General features: G+C 69.2%; 18 protein-coding genes. 11 read left to right on the top strand and 7 right to left on the bottom strand.

The genetic code is table 11. The features are described 5' to 3' along the window. The first annotated feature begins 58 nt into the window (after window positions 1-58). From HRV97_RS13290 to HRV97_RS13260, 7 genes are all read left to right on the top strand, one after another. Entirely contained in the window at window positions 59-2,647 is a 2,589-nt protein-coding gene (locus HRV97_RS13290) for a helicase-related protein (protein ID WP_174194743.1), read from the top strand. Continuing rightward, entirely contained in the window at window positions 2,647-2,982 is a 336-nt protein-coding gene (locus HRV97_RS13285) for an RNA-binding S4 domain-containing protein (protein ID WP_174194742.1), read from the top strand. The genes HRV97_RS13290 and HRV97_RS13285 overlap by 1 nt, the downstream gene beginning before the upstream one ends. 84 nt (window positions 2,983-3,066) lie before the next feature. After that, window positions 3,067-3,408 (top strand): ferredoxin FdxA, encoded by a 342-nt coding sequence (fdxA, locus tag HRV97_RS13280; RefSeq protein ID WP_174194741.1) that lies wholly within the window; start codon window positions 3,067-3,069, stop codon window positions 3,406-3,408. A gap of 349 nt (window positions 3,409-3,757) precedes the next feature. Next, window positions 3,758-4,291 (top strand): CarD family transcriptional regulator, encoded by a 534-nt coding sequence (locus tag HRV97_RS13275; RefSeq protein WP_174194740.1) that lies wholly within the window; start codon window positions 3,758-3,760, stop codon window positions 4,289-4,291. Window positions 4,292-4,381: 90 nt separating this feature from the next. Then, window positions 4,382-5,104: a GIN domain-containing protein gene (locus HRV97_RS13270; RefSeq protein WP_174194739.1), complete on the top strand. Its 723-nt coding sequence runs from the start codon at window positions 4,382-4,384 to the stop codon at window positions 5,102-5,104. Between the two features lie 49 nt (window positions 5,105-5,153). Further along, on the top strand, window positions 5,154-5,876 hold the full coding sequence (locus HRV97_RS13265; protein WP_174194738.1) for a head GIN domain-containing protein: 723 nt from the start codon (window positions 5,154-5,156) through the stop codon (window positions 5,874-5,876). 41 nt (window positions 5,877-5,917) lie between these two features. Continuing rightward, window positions 5,918-6,625: a GIN domain-containing protein gene (locus HRV97_RS13260; RefSeq protein WP_174194737.1), complete on the top strand. Its 708-nt coding sequence runs from the start codon at window positions 5,918-5,920 to the stop codon at window positions 6,623-6,625. Between the two features lie 3 nt (window positions 6,626-6,628). Here HRV97_RS13260 and HRV97_RS13255 read toward each other — a convergent pair whose 3' ends face one another. Continuing rightward, window positions 6,629-7,168: a SixA phosphatase family protein gene (locus tag HRV97_RS13255; RefSeq protein ID WP_343044508.1), complete on the bottom strand. Its 540-nt coding sequence runs from the start codon at window positions 7,166-7,168 to the stop codon at window positions 6,629-6,631. A 14-nt stretch (window positions 7,169-7,182) separates the two neighbouring features. Then, window positions 7,183-9,906 (bottom strand): ATP-dependent DNA helicase, encoded by a 2,724-nt coding sequence (locus HRV97_RS13250; protein WP_174194735.1) that lies wholly within the window; start codon window positions 9,904-9,906, stop codon window positions 7,183-7,185. 211 nt (window positions 9,907-10,117) lie between these two features. Here HRV97_RS13250 and sucC point away from each other — a divergent pair, with 211 nt between their 5' ends. The 4 genes from sucC to HRV97_RS17800 all read left to right on the top strand — a co-directional run bounded on the left by sucC (window position 10,118) and on the right by HRV97_RS17800 (window position 13,516). After that, entirely contained in the window at window positions 10,118-11,317 is a 1,200-nt protein-coding gene (gene sucC, locus HRV97_RS13245; protein WP_174194734.1) for an ADP-forming succinate--CoA ligase subunit beta, read from the top strand. Window positions 11,318-11,508: 191 nt separating this feature from the next. Further along, window positions 11,509-12,258: an electron transfer flavoprotein subunit beta/FixA family protein gene (locus tag HRV97_RS13240; RefSeq protein ID WP_174194733.1), complete on the top strand. Its 750-nt coding sequence runs from the start codon at window positions 11,509-11,511 to the stop codon at window positions 12,256-12,258. Between the two features lie 19 nt (window positions 12,259-12,277). Beyond that, window positions 12,278-13,207, top strand: coding sequence for an electron transfer flavoprotein subunit alpha/FixB family protein (locus HRV97_RS13235; protein WP_174194732.1), 930 nt, complete (start codon window positions 12,278-12,280; stop codon window positions 13,205-13,207). Window positions 13,208-13,210: 3 nt separating this feature from the next. Beyond that, the gene (locus HRV97_RS17800; RefSeq protein ID WP_174194731.1) at window positions 13,211-13,516 is read left to right on the top strand and encodes a hypothetical protein; all 306 of its coding nucleotides are present in this window, start codon (window positions 13,211-13,213) and stop codon (window positions 13,514-13,516) included. Between the two features lie 90 nt (window positions 13,517-13,606). Here the strand turns inward: HRV97_RS17800 and HRV97_RS13225 are convergent, their stop codons facing one another. The 5 genes from HRV97_RS13225 to rpmF all read right to left on the bottom strand — a co-directional run bounded on the left by HRV97_RS13225 (window position 13,607) and on the right by rpmF (window position 16,696). Beyond that, window positions 13,607-14,023: a MerR family transcriptional regulator gene (locus HRV97_RS13225; protein ID WP_174194730.1), complete on the bottom strand. Its 417-nt coding sequence runs from the start codon at window positions 14,021-14,023 to the stop codon at window positions 13,607-13,609. A 26-nt stretch (window positions 14,024-14,049) separates the two neighbouring features. Then, a complete protein-coding gene (locus HRV97_RS13220; RefSeq protein WP_174194729.1) occupies window positions 14,050-14,349 on the bottom strand; it encodes an integration host factor subunit alpha in 300 nt (99 codons plus the stop codon). Window positions 14,350-14,448: 99 nt separating this feature from the next. Then, window positions 14,449-15,429 (bottom strand): beta-ketoacyl-ACP synthase III, encoded by a 981-nt coding sequence (locus tag HRV97_RS13215; RefSeq protein ID WP_174194728.1) that lies wholly within the window; start codon window positions 15,427-15,429, stop codon window positions 14,449-14,451. Continuing rightward, window positions 15,426-16,460, bottom strand: a complete 1,035-nt coding sequence (gene plsX / locus HRV97_RS13210) for a phosphate acyltransferase PlsX (RefSeq protein ID WP_174194727.1) — start codon at window positions 16,458-16,460, stop codon at window positions 15,426-15,428. The genes HRV97_RS13215 and plsX overlap by 4 nt, the downstream gene beginning before the upstream one ends. Window positions 16,461-16,516: 56 nt before the next feature. Further along, window positions 16,517-16,696 (bottom strand): 50S ribosomal protein L32, encoded by a 180-nt coding sequence (rpmF, locus tag HRV97_RS13205; protein WP_174194726.1) that lies wholly within the window; start codon window positions 16,694-16,696, stop codon window positions 16,517-16,519. Between the last annotated feature and the right edge of the window lie 5 nt (window positions 16,697-16,701).

The following is a 16,701-nucleotide window of genomic DNA, read 5'->3' as shown; positions in this document are numbered from 1 at the left end:
CGTCGGCCGCGAGGAAGTGATTGCATCCCCCTGCCCCGCACCCGATGTAGGGCGAACCATGAGTGCGCGTGACAACGCCCGGGTGAAGGCGGTGCTGGGTCCCACCAACACCGGCAAGACCCATCTCGCGATCGAGCGGATGTGCGCGCATTCGAGCGGCTGCATCGGCTTTCCGCTGCGCCTGCTGGCGCGCGAAGTGTACGACCGCGTTGTCGCGATCAAGGGCGCGGACCGCGTCGCGCTGGTGACGGGCGAGGAGCGGATCGTTCCCAAGGACGCGCGCTGGTTCCTGTGCACCGCGGAAAGCATGCCGCTGCCGCGGTCGGGCCAGAGCAGCCGCTCGACCGACCAGCTCGACCGCGATTTCGCGTTCGTCGCGATCGACGAGGCGCAACTGGGGGCCGATCCCGAGCGCGGGCACGTCTTCACCGACCGACTGCTGCGCGCACGCGGGCGCGAGGAGACGATGATCCTCGGCTCGGAAGCGCTGCGCCCGGTGCTGCGCAACCTGATCCCCGGCATTGAGATCGTCGAGCGGCCGCGCTTCTCGACGCTCTCCTACGGCGCCGCGAAGAAGCTCTCACGCCTGCCCCGGCGGTCGGCGGTGGTCGCCTTTTCCGCGGAGGAAGTGTACGCGACCGCGGAGATGCTCCGGCGCCTGCGCGGCGGGGCGGCGGTGGTGATGGGCGCGCTGTCCCCGCGCACCCGCAACGCGCAAGTGCAGATGTTCCAGGCGGGCGAGGTCGATTACCTGGTTGCGACCGACGCGATCGGCATGGGGTTGAACCTCGACGTCGGGCACGTCGCGTTCGCGGGTCTGCACAAGTTCGACGGGCGTAGGCGGCGTCGGCTGACGGTCGCGGAAATGGCGCAGATCGCGGGGCGCGCGGGCCGGCACCAGCGCGACGGCACGTTCGGCGCATTGACCGAGGAAGGCGACGAAGCGTTCCTGCCGGAGGAAGTGCAGGCGATCGAAGGGCATCGTTTCCCGAAGCTCGACTGGCTCTACTGGCGCGAGGGCGAGCCCGACCTGCGCAGCATCGACGCGCTGATCGCCAGCCTGTCGAAGAAGCCCGAGATGCCCGGCGGCACCGTCACGATGCTGCGCCCAGCGCCCGAGGCGCTCGATCTGAAAGTGCTGAAGCGGCTGGCCGACGATCCGGCGGTGCGCGCCGCGGTGGACGGGCGTTCGGGTGAAGGTCGGGGGCGCGGCAACGTCGCGCGGCTGTGGGCGGCGTGCGGTATACCCGATTTCGCCAAACTGGGGCTCGATCCGCACGCGCGCTTCGTCGGGCGCGTGTTCAACTATCTGGCGCAAGGATACATCCCGCACCAATGGTTCGCCGACGAGGTCGCGCGGCTCGACCGCACCGACGGCGATGTTGAGACGATCGCGGGTCGAATCGCGGCGATCCGCAGCTGGACCTATATCGCGCAGCGCCCCGACTGGCTCGCTGACCCGCAGACCTGGGCGCAGCGCGCGCTGGAAGTCGAGGAGCGGCTGTCGGACGCGCTGCACGCGAGCCTGACGCAGCGGTTCGTCGACAAGCGTACCACGGCGCTGATGCGCAAGATCGGCGCGGGTGCGGGCGAGCTGCCGGTCGAGATCGCCGGCGACGGAGAAGTGACGATCGACGCGCACGCGATCGGGCGATTGGACGGCTTCCGCTTCACCGTCGCCCCCGAGGCGCGCGCCGCGGACAAGCGCCTGCTGCTCGCCACCGCGGAGAAAAGACTCGGCACCGAGCGGCGGCGGCGCGCCGAGGCGCTGATCACAGGGAACGACGACGCGTTCGCGCTGGGCGAGGATGGTGCGATCACCGCGAACGGCGTCGAACTGGCGCGGCTCGCTCGCGGGGCGTCGCTGGCGCGGCCGGCGGTGGTGCTCGACCCTGCGCTCGCCTGCCTAGACACGGCTTTGCGCGAGCGGGTGGCGGCACGGGTGCGCGACTGGGTGACGGCGAACATCGCGCGCCGGCTGCCCGCGCTCGCCAAGCTGGCGGAGGCAACGCGCGCGGCGGAAGCCGGGCCGGCCTTGCGCAGCATCGCGGGCGCGCTGGAGGCGGGCGCAGGGGTCGCCGCGCGTGCGCCGCTGACCGCTTCGCTCGACGCGCTCGACGGCGGCGCGCGGCACTGGCTCAGGCGCGCTGGCGTCACGATCGGCGCGCTCGACCTGTTTGATCCGCGCTTGCTCAAGCCCAACGCGCGCGCGTGGCGGCAGGCGTTGATTGCGGCGGCGCACGGCGCGGCGCCCCCGGCCCCGCCCGCGGGCGCGACCGTGTTGCCGCGCGCGACACCGGGCGCGATGCTGGGGATGGGATACCGGCCGCTGGGTGCGCAGGCGGTGCGGATCGACCTGGTCGAGCGGATCGCGCGGGCGGCGCACGACGCGCGTGCGGCGAGCGAGGGCGGCGCGCGTGGGGCGTTCGCGCCCGACCCGGCGCTCGCGACTTCGATGGGATTGGAGCCCGAGACGCTGGCACGCTTGATGGCGGAACTCGGCTTTCGTACTGCGAGCCGTGAAGGCGAGGAAAGCGCGCCGCGCTACGTCTGGCGCGGGCGACCGCGGCCCAAGGCGGTGCCGAGCACGCCGGCGCGGCCCGGCAATGCCTTCGCCGATCTCCATGACCTCATGCGGGCGCATTGATGCCCGGCGTCGTTGCCCCGGACGATGTAACGATGCGGCTCGATCGCTTTCTGTGGTTCACGCGGCTCACCAAGACACGCAGCGTGGCGCAGGTGTTGGCGGCGGCGGGGCGGTTGCGGATCGACGGGCGCGTGATCGACCGTGCGCATGCAGCGGTGCGGGTGGGCAATATCCTGACCTTCGCGCACCACGACCGCGTGCTGGTGGTGCGTGTCGAGGCGCTGCCGCACCGGCGCGGCCCCGCGCCCGAGGCGCGGGCGTGTTATCAGGAACTGACCGCGGGCGCTGGCACACCGGCAGGTGCGAACAACTCGCAGGAAAGCCACGAAGATTGACGGTGTCGCGCGCCCGGCATAGCAGCGGCCCAAATAGCGAACACGCGCGTTGATCACGCGAACGAGTTTTCGAGGAACGCTTACATGACCTACGTCGTCACCGACGCCTGCATCCGCTGCAAGTACATGGACTGCGTCGAGGTGTGCCCGGTGGATTGCTTCTACGAGGGCGAGAACATGCTCGTCATCAATCCGAGCGAGTGCATCGACTGCGGCGTGTGCGAGCCAGAATGCCCGGCCGAGGCGATCCTGCCCGATACCGAGAACGGGCTGGAGCAGTGGCTGGAGATGAACACCACCTTCTCCGCGCAATGGCCCAACGTCACGCGCAAGCTCGATCAGACCCCGCCCGACGCCGACGAGCACAAGGGCGAAGAGGGCAAGTACGACAAGTATTTCTCGGCCGAGCCCGGCAAGGGCGACTGAGCGGCTGTTCGTCACCCCGGACCTGATCCGGGGTCCCGCTCCGATCCACGCGGGCCAAGAAGCGGTATCCCGGGTCAAGCCCGGGATGACGTAGCAGGTAACACCAGAACGTTCTCGGGCGCGCGGCCCGGCGTCGACGGCCGGTGCCGCACGTCAGCAGCGCTGACGTAAGCAGGCTGGAAACAAACAAATAATCATGCTATATACTGCCGGGACGGGCGCTTTCCTGCCGCGCCCGACGGAGATCAACCTACCCCCGCCCCATGCCGTTCGACCGATGCCAGGTGTTTCCGCACCGGACCGGCGAGGCGTGGGTAGCAGGCGGGGCATAGATTTGGAAAGATCGTCAATGGCTGCCAAGGCTCTGCACTTCGACGTCGGCGATTACGTCGTTTATCCCAAGCACGGCGTGGGTCGTGTGATCGAGCTGCAGAAATCGGAGATCGCGGGCATCGCGCTCGAACTCTACGTGCTGCGGTTCGAGAAGGAGCGCATGACGCTGCGCGTACCGACCAACAAGGCCGAGAGCGTCGGCATGCGCAAGCTGTCGAGCGACAAGACCATGCGCGAGGCGATGGAAACGCTGAAGGGCAAGCCCAAGGTCAAGCGCACCATGTGGTCGCGCCGCGCGCAGGAATATGAGGCGAAGATCAACTCGGGCGACCTCGCCTCGATCGCCGAGGTGGTCCGCGACCTGTTCCGCGCCGAAGACCAGCCCGAGCAGAGCTATTCCGAGCGGCAGATCTTCGAGGGCGCGTGCAGCCGCCTCGCGCGCGAGCTCGCCGCGATGGAGCAGATCGACGAACCGGCGGCGCAGGAGAAGATCCTCGACATCCTGCGCAAGGCCGCGGCGATCTACAACAAGGACAAGCAGCCCGCCTGAGCTGTTCAACTACAGCTGTAAACATTAGCTGTTTACAGGCGTAATCTAGAGAGCGTATCGCTAAACTCCGGTTCAACGGAGTTACCTGCGATGCGCTCTTTGTCGTTTCTGACCCTGCCCGTCCTCGCCGCGCTGATTCTGACGCTTCCGGCCGAACGTGCCGGGGCAGTCGGAAGCGGCTTCGCGGTCGATTACGCGATCCGTGACTTCTCGCGCCTGGCGCTCGGCACCGGCGCGCAGATGCAGGTGCGGGTCGGCCCGACCTGGTCGGTGCATGCGGACGGCCCCGCCGCGGTGCTCGCTACGATGCGCATCGAGCGCGAAGGTGACACGCTGAAGATCGCGCGACGCGATCCGCGGGCGAAGGGCAACCCCGCACTCGAGCGGCAGGTGCGCTTCACCGTCACGATACCCGCCCTGTCGGCCGCGGCATTGGGCGGTACGGGCAATATGCGGATCGACCGGGTCGCGGGTGCGCACTTCAACGCCGCAGTGGGTGGACAAGGTGCGATCACGATCGATGCGCTCAGCGCGAACGAGGCCGAGGTGTCGATCGGCGGCGCGGGCAGCGTCGCGGCGGGCGGCCGCGTTCGCGCGCTCAAGGTATCGGTCGGCGGATCGGGGTCGCTGGGCGCGCCCGCCCTCCACGCCGCGCAGGCCGACGTGTCGGTCGCGGGCGCGGGCAGCGTCGTCGCGCAGGTCGAGGGCGACGCGCGCGTGTCGAGCGTCGGCAGCGGCACGATCGACCTCGGTGCACGGGCGCACTGCGCGGTGTCGAAGATGGGTTCGGCGCGCATCCGCTGCGGGGCTTGATCGTACCTTCCTTGTGTATTAACACAGCAATACAGTTGGAGGATATGTCATGCGCTATCTCGCTCTCGCCTTGCTGATCCCGGTCGCCGCCTGCGGCATGGCGGCTACTTACGCCGCGGACAGTCAGGACGGCATCGCGCCTGAAGGCACGGGCGCGAGCCGCAGCTACGCCGCGCGCGACTTCACGCGCGTGACGATCGCGGGGCCGGACGACGTCGAGGTACGCGTCGGCGCCTTCGCGGTCCGCGCGGAGGGTGACCCGGCGCTGCTCGACCGATTGGTCATCCGGCGCGACGGCAACGCACTGCGCGTCGGACGGCGCAATGGCGTGAGCTGGAACAAGGGCAAGGCACGCGTGATCGTCACCCTGCCGGCGATCGAGGAAGCCGCGATCTCCGGCTCAGGCAGCTTCCGCATCGCCAGCGTCGAGGGCCCGCGCTTCCGCGGTGCGATCAGCGGGTCGGGCGACATTTCGGTCGATACGATGCGCGCGGGCGAGGTTGAGTTCGGTATCTCGGGATCGGGCACCGTGACCGCCGCCGGGCAGGCGCAGGCGCTGACCGTGCGGATCGCCGGGTCGGGCGACGTGCAGGCACGCGGGCTGACCGCGACGCGCGCGCTGGTGTCGGTGGCGGGCTCGGGCAACGTCAACGCCACCGTGCGCGGCCCGGCCGACGTGCGGCTGGCGGGATCGGGCGACATCGACCTGGGGCCGGACGCGCGCTGCACCACGCGCAAGGGCGGATCGGGCACGGTACGCTGCGGCGGGTAAGGCGGCTTGCCTGCGCGGCGGGCTAGTGCGAGGTCTGCGCGATGATCCGGCTTCGCGCGCTCGCCCCGTTGTTCCTGCTCGTCGCCGCGCCTGCGCAGGCGGCGGAGCGGGTGTGGAACATCGCCAGCTTCGACCGCGTCCGCGTCGACGGACCGTTCGAGGTGCGGATCGCGACCGGAACCAGCCCGCGCGCGCGGGCGAGCGCCGACGCGGCGCTGCTCGAACGGCTGCGCTTGGAGGTTCAAGGCAGCACGCTGTCGCTGCGGCTCGACCGCGGTACCGGCGATTACGCGCAGCGTGGCTCGGACGCGGTGCCGGTGTTCACCTTGTCGACCAATGCGCTGCGCGGCGTGACCTTGTTGTCGGGCGCCAAGGTGGCGGTGACGCGGATGGCGGGCACGCGGCTCGACCTGGGCGTCACCGGTACCGGCGCGCTGTCGGTCGCGGAGGCAAGCGCGGATCAGCTCAACGCGACGGTGATCGGTAGCGGCACGATCCGCGTCGGCGGCCGCGCGGGCAAGGCGCGGCTGGTGACCAACGGTCCCGGCACGATCGACGCCGCCGCACTGTCGGCGGGTGAGTTGTTCGTCTCGCTCGACGGCACCGGCGAGACGCGCGCGGCGGCACGCTATGGGGCGGAGATTGCCTCCACCGGCATGGGGCGCGTCAGCGTGAGCGGCAATCCCAAATGCACGGTGCGCGCGGCGGCGGGTGGGCCGGTCACGTGCGGCGCGTTGCCGGCACGCTGAGGTTCAGTCCTCGCTCGGCCCCAGCTCGGGATCGAGGTCGCGCGGGCGGATGAAGCGGGTGAGCGTGCCCGCGCCTTCCGCCACCTGCGCCCACGCATCCACCTCGAATGTCAGTTCGGCGAGTGTGGCGGTGGGATATTTCTCCTCCACGTCGTCGCGCAGGGTGCCGGGCTCGTCGGGGGCGAGCATCAGGACCAGATCCTCCAGCCCCGGATTGTGCCCGATCAGCAGCAGGCGGGCATAATCGTCGCTCGTCTCGCGCACCACGTCGAGCAGCGAGCCGGCCGAGGCGAGATAGATGCGGCGATCGTAAGCGGGCGACAGCGCGCGGCCGTAGCCCGATTCGACGCCGTCGATCGTCTGCTCGACGCGCACCGCGGGCGAGGCGACGACGTGATCGAAGGCGAGTCCGAGCCGGCGCAGCTCGCGCCCGACGGTCTGCGCGGCGCGGCGGCCCTTGGGGTTGAGCGGCCGGTCGAAATCGCGCGCGACCGGATCGTCCCAGCCCGACTTGGCGTGGCGCAGCAGCGTCAGCGTCTTCACCGGGCTCATCTCCATCAGGCGGGCAGGTGCGCTCCATGCCCTATTCGCGCCCGCGTGGATAGCCGCTCGGCAACGCGCGCGGCGGCCTCGTCTAGGGTCAGGCGGCGGATCGGCACGCCGGGCGGAAAGGCGTCGAGCAGGCGCGACGGCATCGCGGCGGACAAGAGCACGAACGCGCCCGCATCGTCCTGCCGCCGGATCAGCCGCCCGAACGCCTGCGCCAATCGCGCACGCACGATGCGGTCGTCGTAGGCGCTGCCGCCGCCTGCCAGTCGCCTGGCAGCATGAAGCACGGTCGGCTTGGGCCAGGGCACGCCCTCCATCACCACCAGCCGGAGCGAGTCGCCGGGCACGTCGACGCCGTCGCGCAGCGCGTCGGTGCCGAGCAGCGAGGCGTGCGGATCGTCGCGGAAGATGTCGACCAGTGTGCCGGTGTCGATCGGGTCGACGTGCTGCGCGTGAAGCGGCAGCCCCTCGCGCGCCAGGCGATCGGCGACGCGCGCGTGGACCGCGCGCAGCCGGCGGATCGCGGTGAACAGCCCCAGCGTGCCGCCGCCCGCCGCCTCGATCAGCCGCGCATAGGCATTGGCGAGTTGCGGCACGTCGCCGCGCTTCACGTCGGTGACGATCAGCACCTCAGCGTGCGACGCGTAATCGAACGGGCTCGCGACCTCGAAGCGGTCGGCGGGGCGGAGCAGGTGGGTCGCGCCGACGCGCGCCTCCGCGGTCGCCCAGTCCCCGCCCGCGGTCAGCGTGGCGGAGGTGACGAGCGCGCCGTGCGCGGGCTTGAGCACCGTTTCGGCGAACGGCTTGGTCGGATCGAGCCAGCGGCGGTGGAGACCGATGTCGTACTCGCGCCCCTCGGCGCGGTCGACCGCGAGCCAGTCGACGAAGGCGGGGTCGGCCGGGCCGCCGATTCGCGAGAGCAAGGCGAGCCACGCCGCGACCGTCTCGGCACGCCAGCCGAGCGAGGCGATCGCGCCCTCGATCCGCGCGCGCGCCGGTGCGTCCATCCAGTCGGGTGCGTCGGCGAGCACCGTCTCCAGCCGCTTGCCGAGCGCAACCATCGGGCGGACCAGCGCGTCGAGTGCCGCGGCGGCGGGTGCGGCGGCCTCGATCAGTTCGGGGCTAGGCTCGGCGAGTTCGGTTTCCAGCGCGTAGCCGGCGTCACCGGGCTGCTCGGCGCGCGCGTAGGTGAGGCCGCGCACCGCCGCGAGCAGCTTCTCTACGGGTCCGAACGGCGCACCCTCCCCCAGCCGCCCGAGCCAGCCATCGGCGGCGAGCGCGCCTGCCGCGGCGACGATGTCGGCGACCGCGGCACCGCCTTGCTCGTCGTAGCTGGCGAGGTCGGACAGGCGCGCCTGCAACCCGCGACGTCGCCCGCGGCTGGTGCCCTCGGGACCGACGATCCAGCGGCGCAGCTCGATCGTCTCCGCACCGGTCAGCGCGACGCCGAACATCGCGTCGGCGGCGTCGAACAGATGGTGCCCCTCGTCGAAGACGTAGCGTGTGGGGCGCGTCGCGGTTTCGCGCCCGCGCGCGGCGTTGACCATGACGAACGCGTGGTTGGCGATCACCAGATCGGCTTCGGCCGAGGCGCGCGCGGCGCGCTCGATGAAGCATTTGCGATAATGCGGGCAGCCGGCATAGACGCACTCGCCACGGCGGTCGGTCAGCGCGGTCGAGCCGTTACGCCGGAACAAGGTAGGCAGCCAGCCGGGCAGGTCGCCGCCGACCATGTCGCCGTCGGCGCTATACGCCGCCCAGCGCGCGACGAGTTGCGCCAGCACCGCGGCACGCCCGGCAAACCCGCCTTGCAGCGCGTCCTCCAGGTTCAGGAGGCAGAGATAGTTCTCGCGTCCCTTGCGCGTCACCACCCGCTCGCGCCGGACCGCCTCGTCGGGGTAGACGCGGCGCGTCTCGGCACCGAGCTGCCGCTGCAGCGCCTTGGTATAGGTCGAGATCCACACCGCGCCGCCCGCCGCCTCGGCCCACAGACTCGCGGGGGCAAGATAGCCGAGCGTCTTGCCGATGCCGGTGCCCGCCTCCGCCAGCATCAGATTGGGCGAGTCGCGCAGCGTACGCGGCGCGAAGGCGGCGCTCGCGGCGGCGGCGAAGCGTTGCTGGCCTGCGCGCGGCTCGGCGCCCTCGCCGGTCAGCTCCTCCAGCCGGTCGAGCACCGCACCCTCCGGCATCGTCACCGTGCGCGGGGCGGGACGCGGCGGCGCCTCGCTCCACTCGGGCAGGCGGGTGAACAGCCAGCGCTCCTGCGACGAGGGCTTGGCGACGCGCGAGCCGAGCGGCGGCGCCCAGGCCCAGCGCAGCCGGGTGAGCGACTGGAGCGCGGTCCACGCGCCGTCGCGCTCGCGCCAGTCACCCGCAGGAACATCGAGCAACCGCTCGGCGGCAGCGAGCAGGAACGGCGCGACGTGTGCGTCGTCAGCGGGCATGTCGAGCCCGGTCACCGCGGCGAGCCCCTTGGGGGTCGGCACCATGAAGCGCGCCGGATGGAGAAAGGCGAACAGTTCGAGCAGATCGAGCCCCGACAGGTCGGCATAGCCGAGCCGCTGCCCGACCAGCGCGGCGTTCAGCAGGATCACCGGCGTATCGGCGGCGAGCCGGATCGCCTCACCGCGCGACACCTCGCGCGTGACGCCGCGTTCCGACACCCAGATGCCCGAGTGGCTGGCGTGCAGGGCGGGATAATGGAGCGCGCTCACCAAGATGCAGGTGCGCATTGGCGAACAGAATGGCAACCCGGTTTCGCCGGTGGGTTTGAAGCATTCTGCATGCCCCTCCCCTTCCCCCGGGTGAAAACCACGATCTGCAATCGGTTCGCAATAGCATCAGCGTACAAGAACCTGCCGCGCGGGGTGGATTCTCGCGCCTCGCTGTGCTTAGGAGCAGCGCAAAGCGTTCCCACCCGCCACCATCTGGAGAGGCGTTCCCATGAACATCCACGAATATCAGGCCAAGGAATTGCTCGCGAAATACGGCGTCGCCGTGCCGCAGGGCTTCGCTGCGATGAGCGTGGAGGAAGCGGTTGAGGCATCGAAGAAGCTGCCCGGGCCGCTCTATGTCGTGAAGGCGCAGATCCACGCCGGCGGTCGCGGCAAGGGCAAGTTCAAGGAGCTCGGCCCGGACGCGAAGGGCGGCGTTCGTCTTGCCAAGACCGAGGACGAAGTGCGTCACGCCGCGACCGAGATGCTGGGCAACACGCTGGTGACGATCCAGACCGGGGACGCCGGCAAGCAGGTCAACCGCCTGTACGTGACCGACGGCGTCGACATCGCCAAGGAATTCTACCTCGCGCTGGTCGTCGACCGCGCCACGGGGCGCATCGGCTACGTCGTGTCGACTGAGGGCGGCATGGATATCGAAACGGTCGCGCATGATAGCCCTGAGAAGATCCACAGCTTCTCCGTCGATCCGGCGTCGGGGTTCCAGCCGCACCACGGCCGCGCGGTCGCCAACGCGCTGGGGCTGACCGGCGATCTCGCCAAGCAGGCCCAGACCGTCGCCGCGAAACTCTACGACGCGTTCCTCGGCACCGATGCCGAGCAGATCGAGATCAACCCGCTGGCGGTGACGGACGACGGCAAGCTGATGGTGCTCGACGCCAAGGTCGGCTTCGACGGTAACGCGATGTTCCGCCACAAGGATCTGATGGAGCTGCGCGACGAGACCGAAGAGGACCCGGCCGAGCTGGAAGCCTCCAAGTACGACCTCGCTTATATCAAGCTCGACGGCGACATCGGCTGCATGGTGAACGGCGCCGGTCTGGCGATGGCGACAATGGACATCATCAAGCTGAACGGCATGTTCCCCGCCAACTTCCTCGACGTCGGCGGCGGCGCATCGAAGGAAAAGGTGACCGCGGCGTTCAAGATCATCCTCGCCGATCCGGCCGTGAAGGGCATCCTGGTCAACATCTTCGGCGGCATCATGAAGTGCGACATCATCGCCGAGGGTATCGTCGCGGCCGCCAAGGAAGTGAATCTGTCGGTGCCGCTGGTCGTCCGCCTGGAGGGCACCAACGTCGACAAGGGCAAGGAAATCCTCAGCCAGTCGGGTCTGGCGATCGTGCCCGCGAACGACCTGGGCGATGCGGCGCGCAAGATCGTTGCCGAGGTGCAGAAGGCGGCGTGATCCGACGTCACCATTGATCGATTCGGAAGGGGTCGGGCGGAAACGTCCGGCCCCTTCTTCGTTGAAGGGTGAGATGCCGCTACGGCACGGCGTGATTGCGGGCTGATCACCATACCGCACTTGCGAAAACGACCGAAAATCGCCAATTGGATCGCCGACACAGGCGCGCAAAGTATGGAAGAGGAGCTCCGATGAAGGTGCTGGTGCCGGTCAAGCGCGTGCTTGACTATAACGTGAAGCCCCGCGTGAAGGCGGACGGGTCGGGCGTCGATCTGGCCAACGTCAAGATGAGCATGAACCCGTTCGACGAGATCGCGGTCGAGGAAGCCATTCGTCTGAAGGAAAAGGGCGTGGTGACCGAGATCGTCGCGGTGTCGATCGGCGAGCAGAAGGCGCAGGAAACGCTGCGCACCGCGCTGGCGATGGGTGCCGACCGCGCGGTGCTGGTCGTCGCCGAGGGCAAGGTCGAGCCGCTGGGCGTCGCCAAGCTGCTCGCCAAGATCGTCGAGGAGGAGCAGCCAAGCCTCGTTATCCTCGGCAAGCAGGCGATCGACGACGACAACAACCAGACGGGTCAGATGCTCGCAGGGCTGCTTGGCTGGGGTCAGGCGACTGCGGCGTCGAAAGTCGAGCTGTCCGCCGACACCGCCAAGGTCGTCCGCGAGGTCGACGGCGGGTTGGAAACCGACACCTACAAGCTGCCCGCGATCGTCACCACCGACCTGCGGCTGAACGAGCCGCGCTACGCGTCGCTGCCCAACATCATGAAGGCCAAGTCGAAGCCGATGGCGCAGAAGACGCCGGCCGATTACGGCGTCGATGTCGCCCCCCGCATCACCACGTTGAAGGTGGTCGAGCCCGCGAAGCGTCAGGCCGGCGTCAAGGTCGCCGACGTCGACGCACTGGTCGACAAGCTCAAGTCGATGGGCATCGCCAACTAATCCGAGAGGACCTGTTATCATGAAGACTCTGGTTTGGGTCGAGCACGACGGGCAGACCGTCAAGGATGCGACGCTGTCGGCGGTGACCGCGGCGTCGAAACTGGGTGAGGTTCACCTCCTCGTCGCCGGGCAAGGCGTCGACAGCGCGGCGCAGGCGGCGGCTAGAATCGCGGGCGTCGGCAAGGTTCACGTCGCCGACGACGCGGCCTTTGCGCACGCGCTGGCGGAGAATGTTGCGCCGCTCGTCGTCGAGCTGATGGGGCATCACGACGCGTTCGTCGTCCCCGCGACCTCGAGCGGTAAGGCGATCGCGCCGCGTGTCGCCGCGCTGCTCGACGTCATGCAGATCAGCGATATCCTGTCGGTCGAGGGCGAGGACACGTTCACGCGTCCGATCTACGCCGGCAACGCGATCGCGACCGTGCAGACGACCGACGCGAAGAAGGTCATCACCGTGCGCGGCACCGCCTTCGAGAAGGCCGCGACCGAGGGTGGTTCGGGCACGATCGAGGCAGTCGCGTCGACCGGTGACAAGGGTCTGGCGACGTTCGAGACGCAGGAACTCGCCAAGTCCGAGCGGCCTGAGCTGACCAGCGCGAAGATCATCGTCTCGGGCGGGCGCGCGCTCGGCTCGGGCGAGAAGTTCCACGAGCTGATCGAGCCGCTCGCCGACAAGCTGCACGCCGGCGTCGGCGCGAGCCGCGCGGCGGTGGACGCAGGCTTCGTGCCAAATGATTATCAGGTCGGGCAGACTGGCAAGATCGTTGCACCCGAAGTCTATGTCGCGGTCGGCATCTCGGGCGCGATCCAGCATCTCGCCGGCATGAAGGACTCGAAGACGATCATCGCGATCAACAAGGACGAGGACGCGCCGATCTTCCAGGTGGCGGACATCGGCCTGGTCGGCGACCTGTTCAAGCTGGTCCCGGAACTGACCGAGAAGCTGTAAAGAATGGAAGGCGGGGCATCAGCCCCGCCAGTGCCGCCGCGCGAAGCGCAGGCGGCATCCATCCGCCCGGCCGGCGCGGCTACAGCCGCAACCGACGACGCGGGACTTGCTCCCGCGGCGTGGCGGCTACGCGACCGTCGCGCGCTGCGGCACGGCCACCTGCCTAGCTGCGGCCGGCGACGTGTGGGCTATGCGACGCTGATCCTCCACGCCTCCGCGGCGAGCGTGGGTGCCGCGCATCGTCGCGTGTTGCAGGTGAATTATGCTGCGGCCGACCCGCCGGGCGGCTTGGCGTACCTCGCAATTTGAGCCGCACAGTCCAGGTTGATCACCTGCCGAGCCAGCGTGCTTCGCCTTGATCGTTCAGCCACTGGACGAGGCCACCAAGGACAGGTCCCCTCACCCGTCGGCGTCGAGCCCCTCGCGCAGGTAGTCGCGGATTAGACGGATCGCGTCGATTGTGTCGGGCAGGATGGTGGCGACCGCGTCCGGTGCTGGCGTAGGCGATGGCGCGGCGGTGGCCTCGCCCGGCTTGCGCTCACCCGCCAGCAGTTGCTGCACACCGCGCACGGTATAGCCCTCGTGGTTGAGGAGCCGGTCTATGCGCTGCACCAGCGCAACGTCGGCGGGGCGATAGTAGCGGCGGTTGCCGGCGCGGGTGACGGGTTTCAGCTGGGGAAAGCGCCCTTCCCAATAGCGCAGGATGTGCGGCGCGATCCCGGTTGCCTGCGTCACCTCGCCGATGGTGCGGAACGCGGCGTCGGCCTTGGCCGCGCGTGCCGGCTCGCTCGCGGTGTCGGCACCGGCCGCGCACACGGGCGGGTCGCTCGGCAGGTGCCGGCTCAGTCGGCGGCCATGATGCGTTCGCGCATCATCTGGCTGGCGCGGAAGGTGAGCACGCGGCGCGGCGCAATCGGCACCTCGACACCGGTTTTCGGGTTGCGGCCGATCCGCTCGCCCTTGTCGCGCAGCACGAAGGTGCCGAAGCCCGAAATCTTGACGTTCTCGCCGTGCGACAGCGCTTCGCACATCTTGCCGAGAATCTGCTCGACCACGCGGGAGGAATCGGCGCGCGAGAGCCCGATCTGCTTGTGCAACGCTTCGGCCAGGTCGGCCCGTGTCAGCGTGCCCGCGTCCGTCATGCTATTCCCCCCAAAACACCTGCAATCGCCGCAGGATGGATAGAAAGCCGCGCGCGCTTTGTCGACTCGGCAGACGCGCCCGAAACGGCACGCCGCACCTCAGTAGCGCAGCACCGCCGCGCCCCAGGTAAAGCCGCCGCCCATCGCTTCCAGCACCAGCAGATCGCCGCGCTTGATCCGCCCGTCGCGCACCGCGGTGTCGAGCGCGAGCGGGACCGAGGCGGCGGAGGTGTTGGCGTGTTGATCGACCGTCACGATCACGCGCTCGGCCGGCAACGACAATTTGCGCGCGGTGGCGTCGAGAATGCGCGCGTTCGCCTGATGCGGCACGACCCAGTCGATGTCGTCAGGCGTCAGGTCGATGCCCTTCAGCGCCTCCGCCATTACCGCCGCCAGGTTGGTGACGGCGTGGCGGAACACCTCGCGCCCCTTCATGCGCAGCTTGCCAACGGTGCCGGTGGTCGAGGGTCCGCCGTCGACGTAGAGCAATTCGTTGTGGCGGCCGTCGGCGTGGAGCTTCGCCGCCAGGATCCCGCGCGCGTCGGGGCTGGCGGGATCGTCGGCGCTTTCCTGCGCTTCCAGCACGATCGCGCCCGCGCCGTCGCCGAACAGCACGCAGGTGGTGCGATCCTCCCAGTCGAGGATGCGGGTGAACGTCTCCGAGCCGATCACCAGTGCACGGCGGTGCGCGCCGGCGCGGATCATGCTGTCGGCGACCTGTACGGCGTAGAGAAAGCCCGAGCAGACCGCCGCCACATCGAACGCGACGCAATCGTCGATGCCGAGCAGCGCCTGCACCTTGGTCGCGGTCGACGGGAACGTCTGGTCCGGGGTGGCGGTGGCGAGGACGATCAGGTCGATGTCCTGTGCGGCCAGCCCGGCGGCGGCAAGCGCCGCCTTGGCCGCGTCATAGGCGAGCGTGCCCGTCGTCTCGTCGAGGGCCGCGATGTGGCGGAAGCGGATACCGGTACGCTCGACGATCCACTCGTCGCTGGTATCGACCTGTTCGGCCAGTTCGGCGTTGGAAACGCGACGCGCGGGCAGCGCGGAGCCGGTACCGAGCAGGACCGAGCGGATCATGCGGCAGCCTTTGCGTCGATGTTACCCAGATCCTCGGCAATCCGCCGCGCGAGATCCGAGCGGACCATCTTGGCGGCGTTGCCGATCGCGGTCGCGACGCCGATTTCATTGGCGCTGCCGTGGCTTTTCAACACCAAGCCGTTCAGCCCCAGGAAGACTGCGCCATTGTGGTTGTTGGGATCGAGATGGTTGCGCAACAGATCGGTCGCCGGGCGCGAGATCAGGAAACCGATCTTCGATCGCGCCGAGCTGGAGAAGGCGCGGCGCAGCAGATCGGCGACGAAGCGCGCGGTGCCTTCCGCGGTCTTGAGTGCGATGTTGCCCGAGAAGCCGTCGGTGACGATCACGTCATGCTCGCCGCGCGACAGGCGATCACCCTCGACGAAGCCGGTGAAATCCATCGGCAGGTGGGTCGCGTCGCGCAGCAACTGCGCCGCGTCCTTGATCTCGCCGGTGCCCTTCTGATCCTCGCTACCAATGTTGAGCAAGGCGACGCGGGGACGGTCGAGTTCGAGCACGATGCGCGCATAGGCCGCACCCATCACCGCGAATTGCGTCAGGTTGCGCGCGTCGCACTCGGTATTCGCGCCAAGGTCGAGCATCACGACGTCATTGTCGCCGAGCGTCGGCAGCAGCGCGGCGAGCGCGGGACGGTCGATGCCGGGCATGGTGCGCAGCGAGAGCTTCGCCATTGCCATCAGCGCGCCGGTGTTGCCCGACGACACCGCGGCGCCGGCGCGACCCTTTTTCACGCAATCGATCGCAACGCCCATCGACGAGGTCTTCGCGCGGCGCAGTGCCTGGCTCGGTTTCTCCTCGCCCGCGATCACGTCGGCGGCGTGGATCACCTCGGAATGTTGCGACAGGTTCGGGTGGCTGGCGAGCCCGGCGCGAATCGCGGGCTCGTCACCGACCAGCAGGAAACGCAGGCCATCGTGCAGACGTCGCGCACGCGCGACCCCTGCCAGCATGACCTCCAGCCCCTTGTCACCGCCCATCGCATCGATGGCGATCACGGAACTGTCGGACATGGACCCAGGCACTCCGTTGAAACGCAGGCGCGGACGATAAGGGTCCGCGTAGGTGTTTACGCCTCGACCGAGACGATCTCGCGGCCGTTATAGTGACCGCAGGCGGTGCACAGATTGTGCGGGCGACGCAGCTCGCCGCAGTTCGGGCATTCCTGGAACGCCGCAACGGTCAGCGCGTCGTGCGAGCGACGCATGCCGCGACGTGAAGGGGTGGTCTTTCGCTTAGGGACGGCCATTTCGG

This window comes from Sphingomonas hominis, assembly GCF_013328205.1.
Classification (GTDB): Bacteria; Pseudomonadota; Alphaproteobacteria; order Sphingomonadales; family Sphingomonadaceae; genus Sphingomonas; species Sphingomonas hominis.
Note: the sequence above shows the minus strand (reverse complement) of the source record. Positions and strands in the feature narration are given on the sequence as shown.

What these genes read in the sequence shown, in the direction of transcription:
- HRV97_RS17800 (WP_174194731.1), top strand. Translation starts at nt 13,211, where the DNA reads ATGGAAGGCGGGGCATCAGCCCCGCCAGTGCCGCCGCGCGAAGCGCAG.
- HRV97_RS13235 (WP_174194732.1), top strand. Translation starts at nt 12,278, where the DNA reads ATGAAGACTCTGGTTTGGGTCGAGCACGACGGGCAGACCGTCAAGGAT.
- HRV97_RS13270 (WP_174194739.1), top strand. Translation starts at nt 4,382, where the DNA reads ATGCGCTCTTTGTCGTTTCTGACCCTGCCCGTCCTCGCCGCGCTGATT.
- HRV97_RS13240 (WP_174194733.1), top strand. Translation starts at nt 11,509, where the DNA reads ATGAAGGTGCTGGTGCCGGTCAAGCGCGTGCTTGACTATAACGTGAAG.
- HRV97_RS13290 (WP_174194743.1), top strand. Translation starts at nt 59, where the DNA reads ATGAGTGCGCGTGACAACGCCCGGGTGAAGGCGGTGCTGGGTCCCACC.
- HRV97_RS13215 (WP_174194728.1), bottom strand. Translation starts at nt 15,429, where the DNA reads ATGATCCGCTCGGTCCTGCTCGGTACCGGCTCCGCGCTGCCCGCGCGT.
- plsX (WP_174194727.1), bottom strand. Translation starts at nt 16,460, where the DNA reads ATGTCCGACAGTTCCGTGATCGCCATCGATGCGATGGGCGGTGACAAG.
- HRV97_RS13250 (WP_174194735.1), bottom strand. Translation starts at nt 9,906, where the DNA reads ATGCGCACCTGCATCTTGGTGAGCGCGCTCCATTATCCCGCCCTGCAC.
- HRV97_RS13275 (WP_174194740.1), top strand. Translation starts at nt 3,758, where the DNA reads ATGGCTGCCAAGGCTCTGCACTTCGACGTCGGCGATTACGTCGTTTAT.
- fdxA (WP_174194741.1), top strand. Translation starts at nt 3,067, where the DNA reads ATGACCTACGTCGTCACCGACGCCTGCATCCGCTGCAAGTACATGGAC.
- HRV97_RS13260 (WP_174194737.1), top strand. Translation starts at nt 5,918, where the DNA reads ATGATCCGGCTTCGCGCGCTCGCCCCGTTGTTCCTGCTCGTCGCCGCG.
- HRV97_RS13220 (WP_174194729.1), bottom strand. Translation starts at nt 14,349, where the DNA reads ATGACGGACGCGGGCACGCTGACACGGGCCGACCTGGCCGAAGCGTTG.
- sucC (WP_174194734.1), top strand. Translation starts at nt 10,118, where the DNA reads ATGAACATCCACGAATATCAGGCCAAGGAATTGCTCGCGAAATACGGC.
- rpmF (WP_174194726.1), bottom strand. Translation starts at nt 16,696, where the DNA reads ATGGCCGTCCCTAAGCGAAAGACCACCCCTTCACGTCGCGGCATGCGT.
- HRV97_RS13265 (WP_174194738.1), top strand. Translation starts at nt 5,154, where the DNA reads ATGCGCTATCTCGCTCTCGCCTTGCTGATCCCGGTCGCCGCCTGCGGC.
- HRV97_RS13285 (WP_174194742.1), top strand. Translation starts at nt 2,647, where the DNA reads ATGCCCGGCGTCGTTGCCCCGGACGATGTAACGATGCGGCTCGATCGC.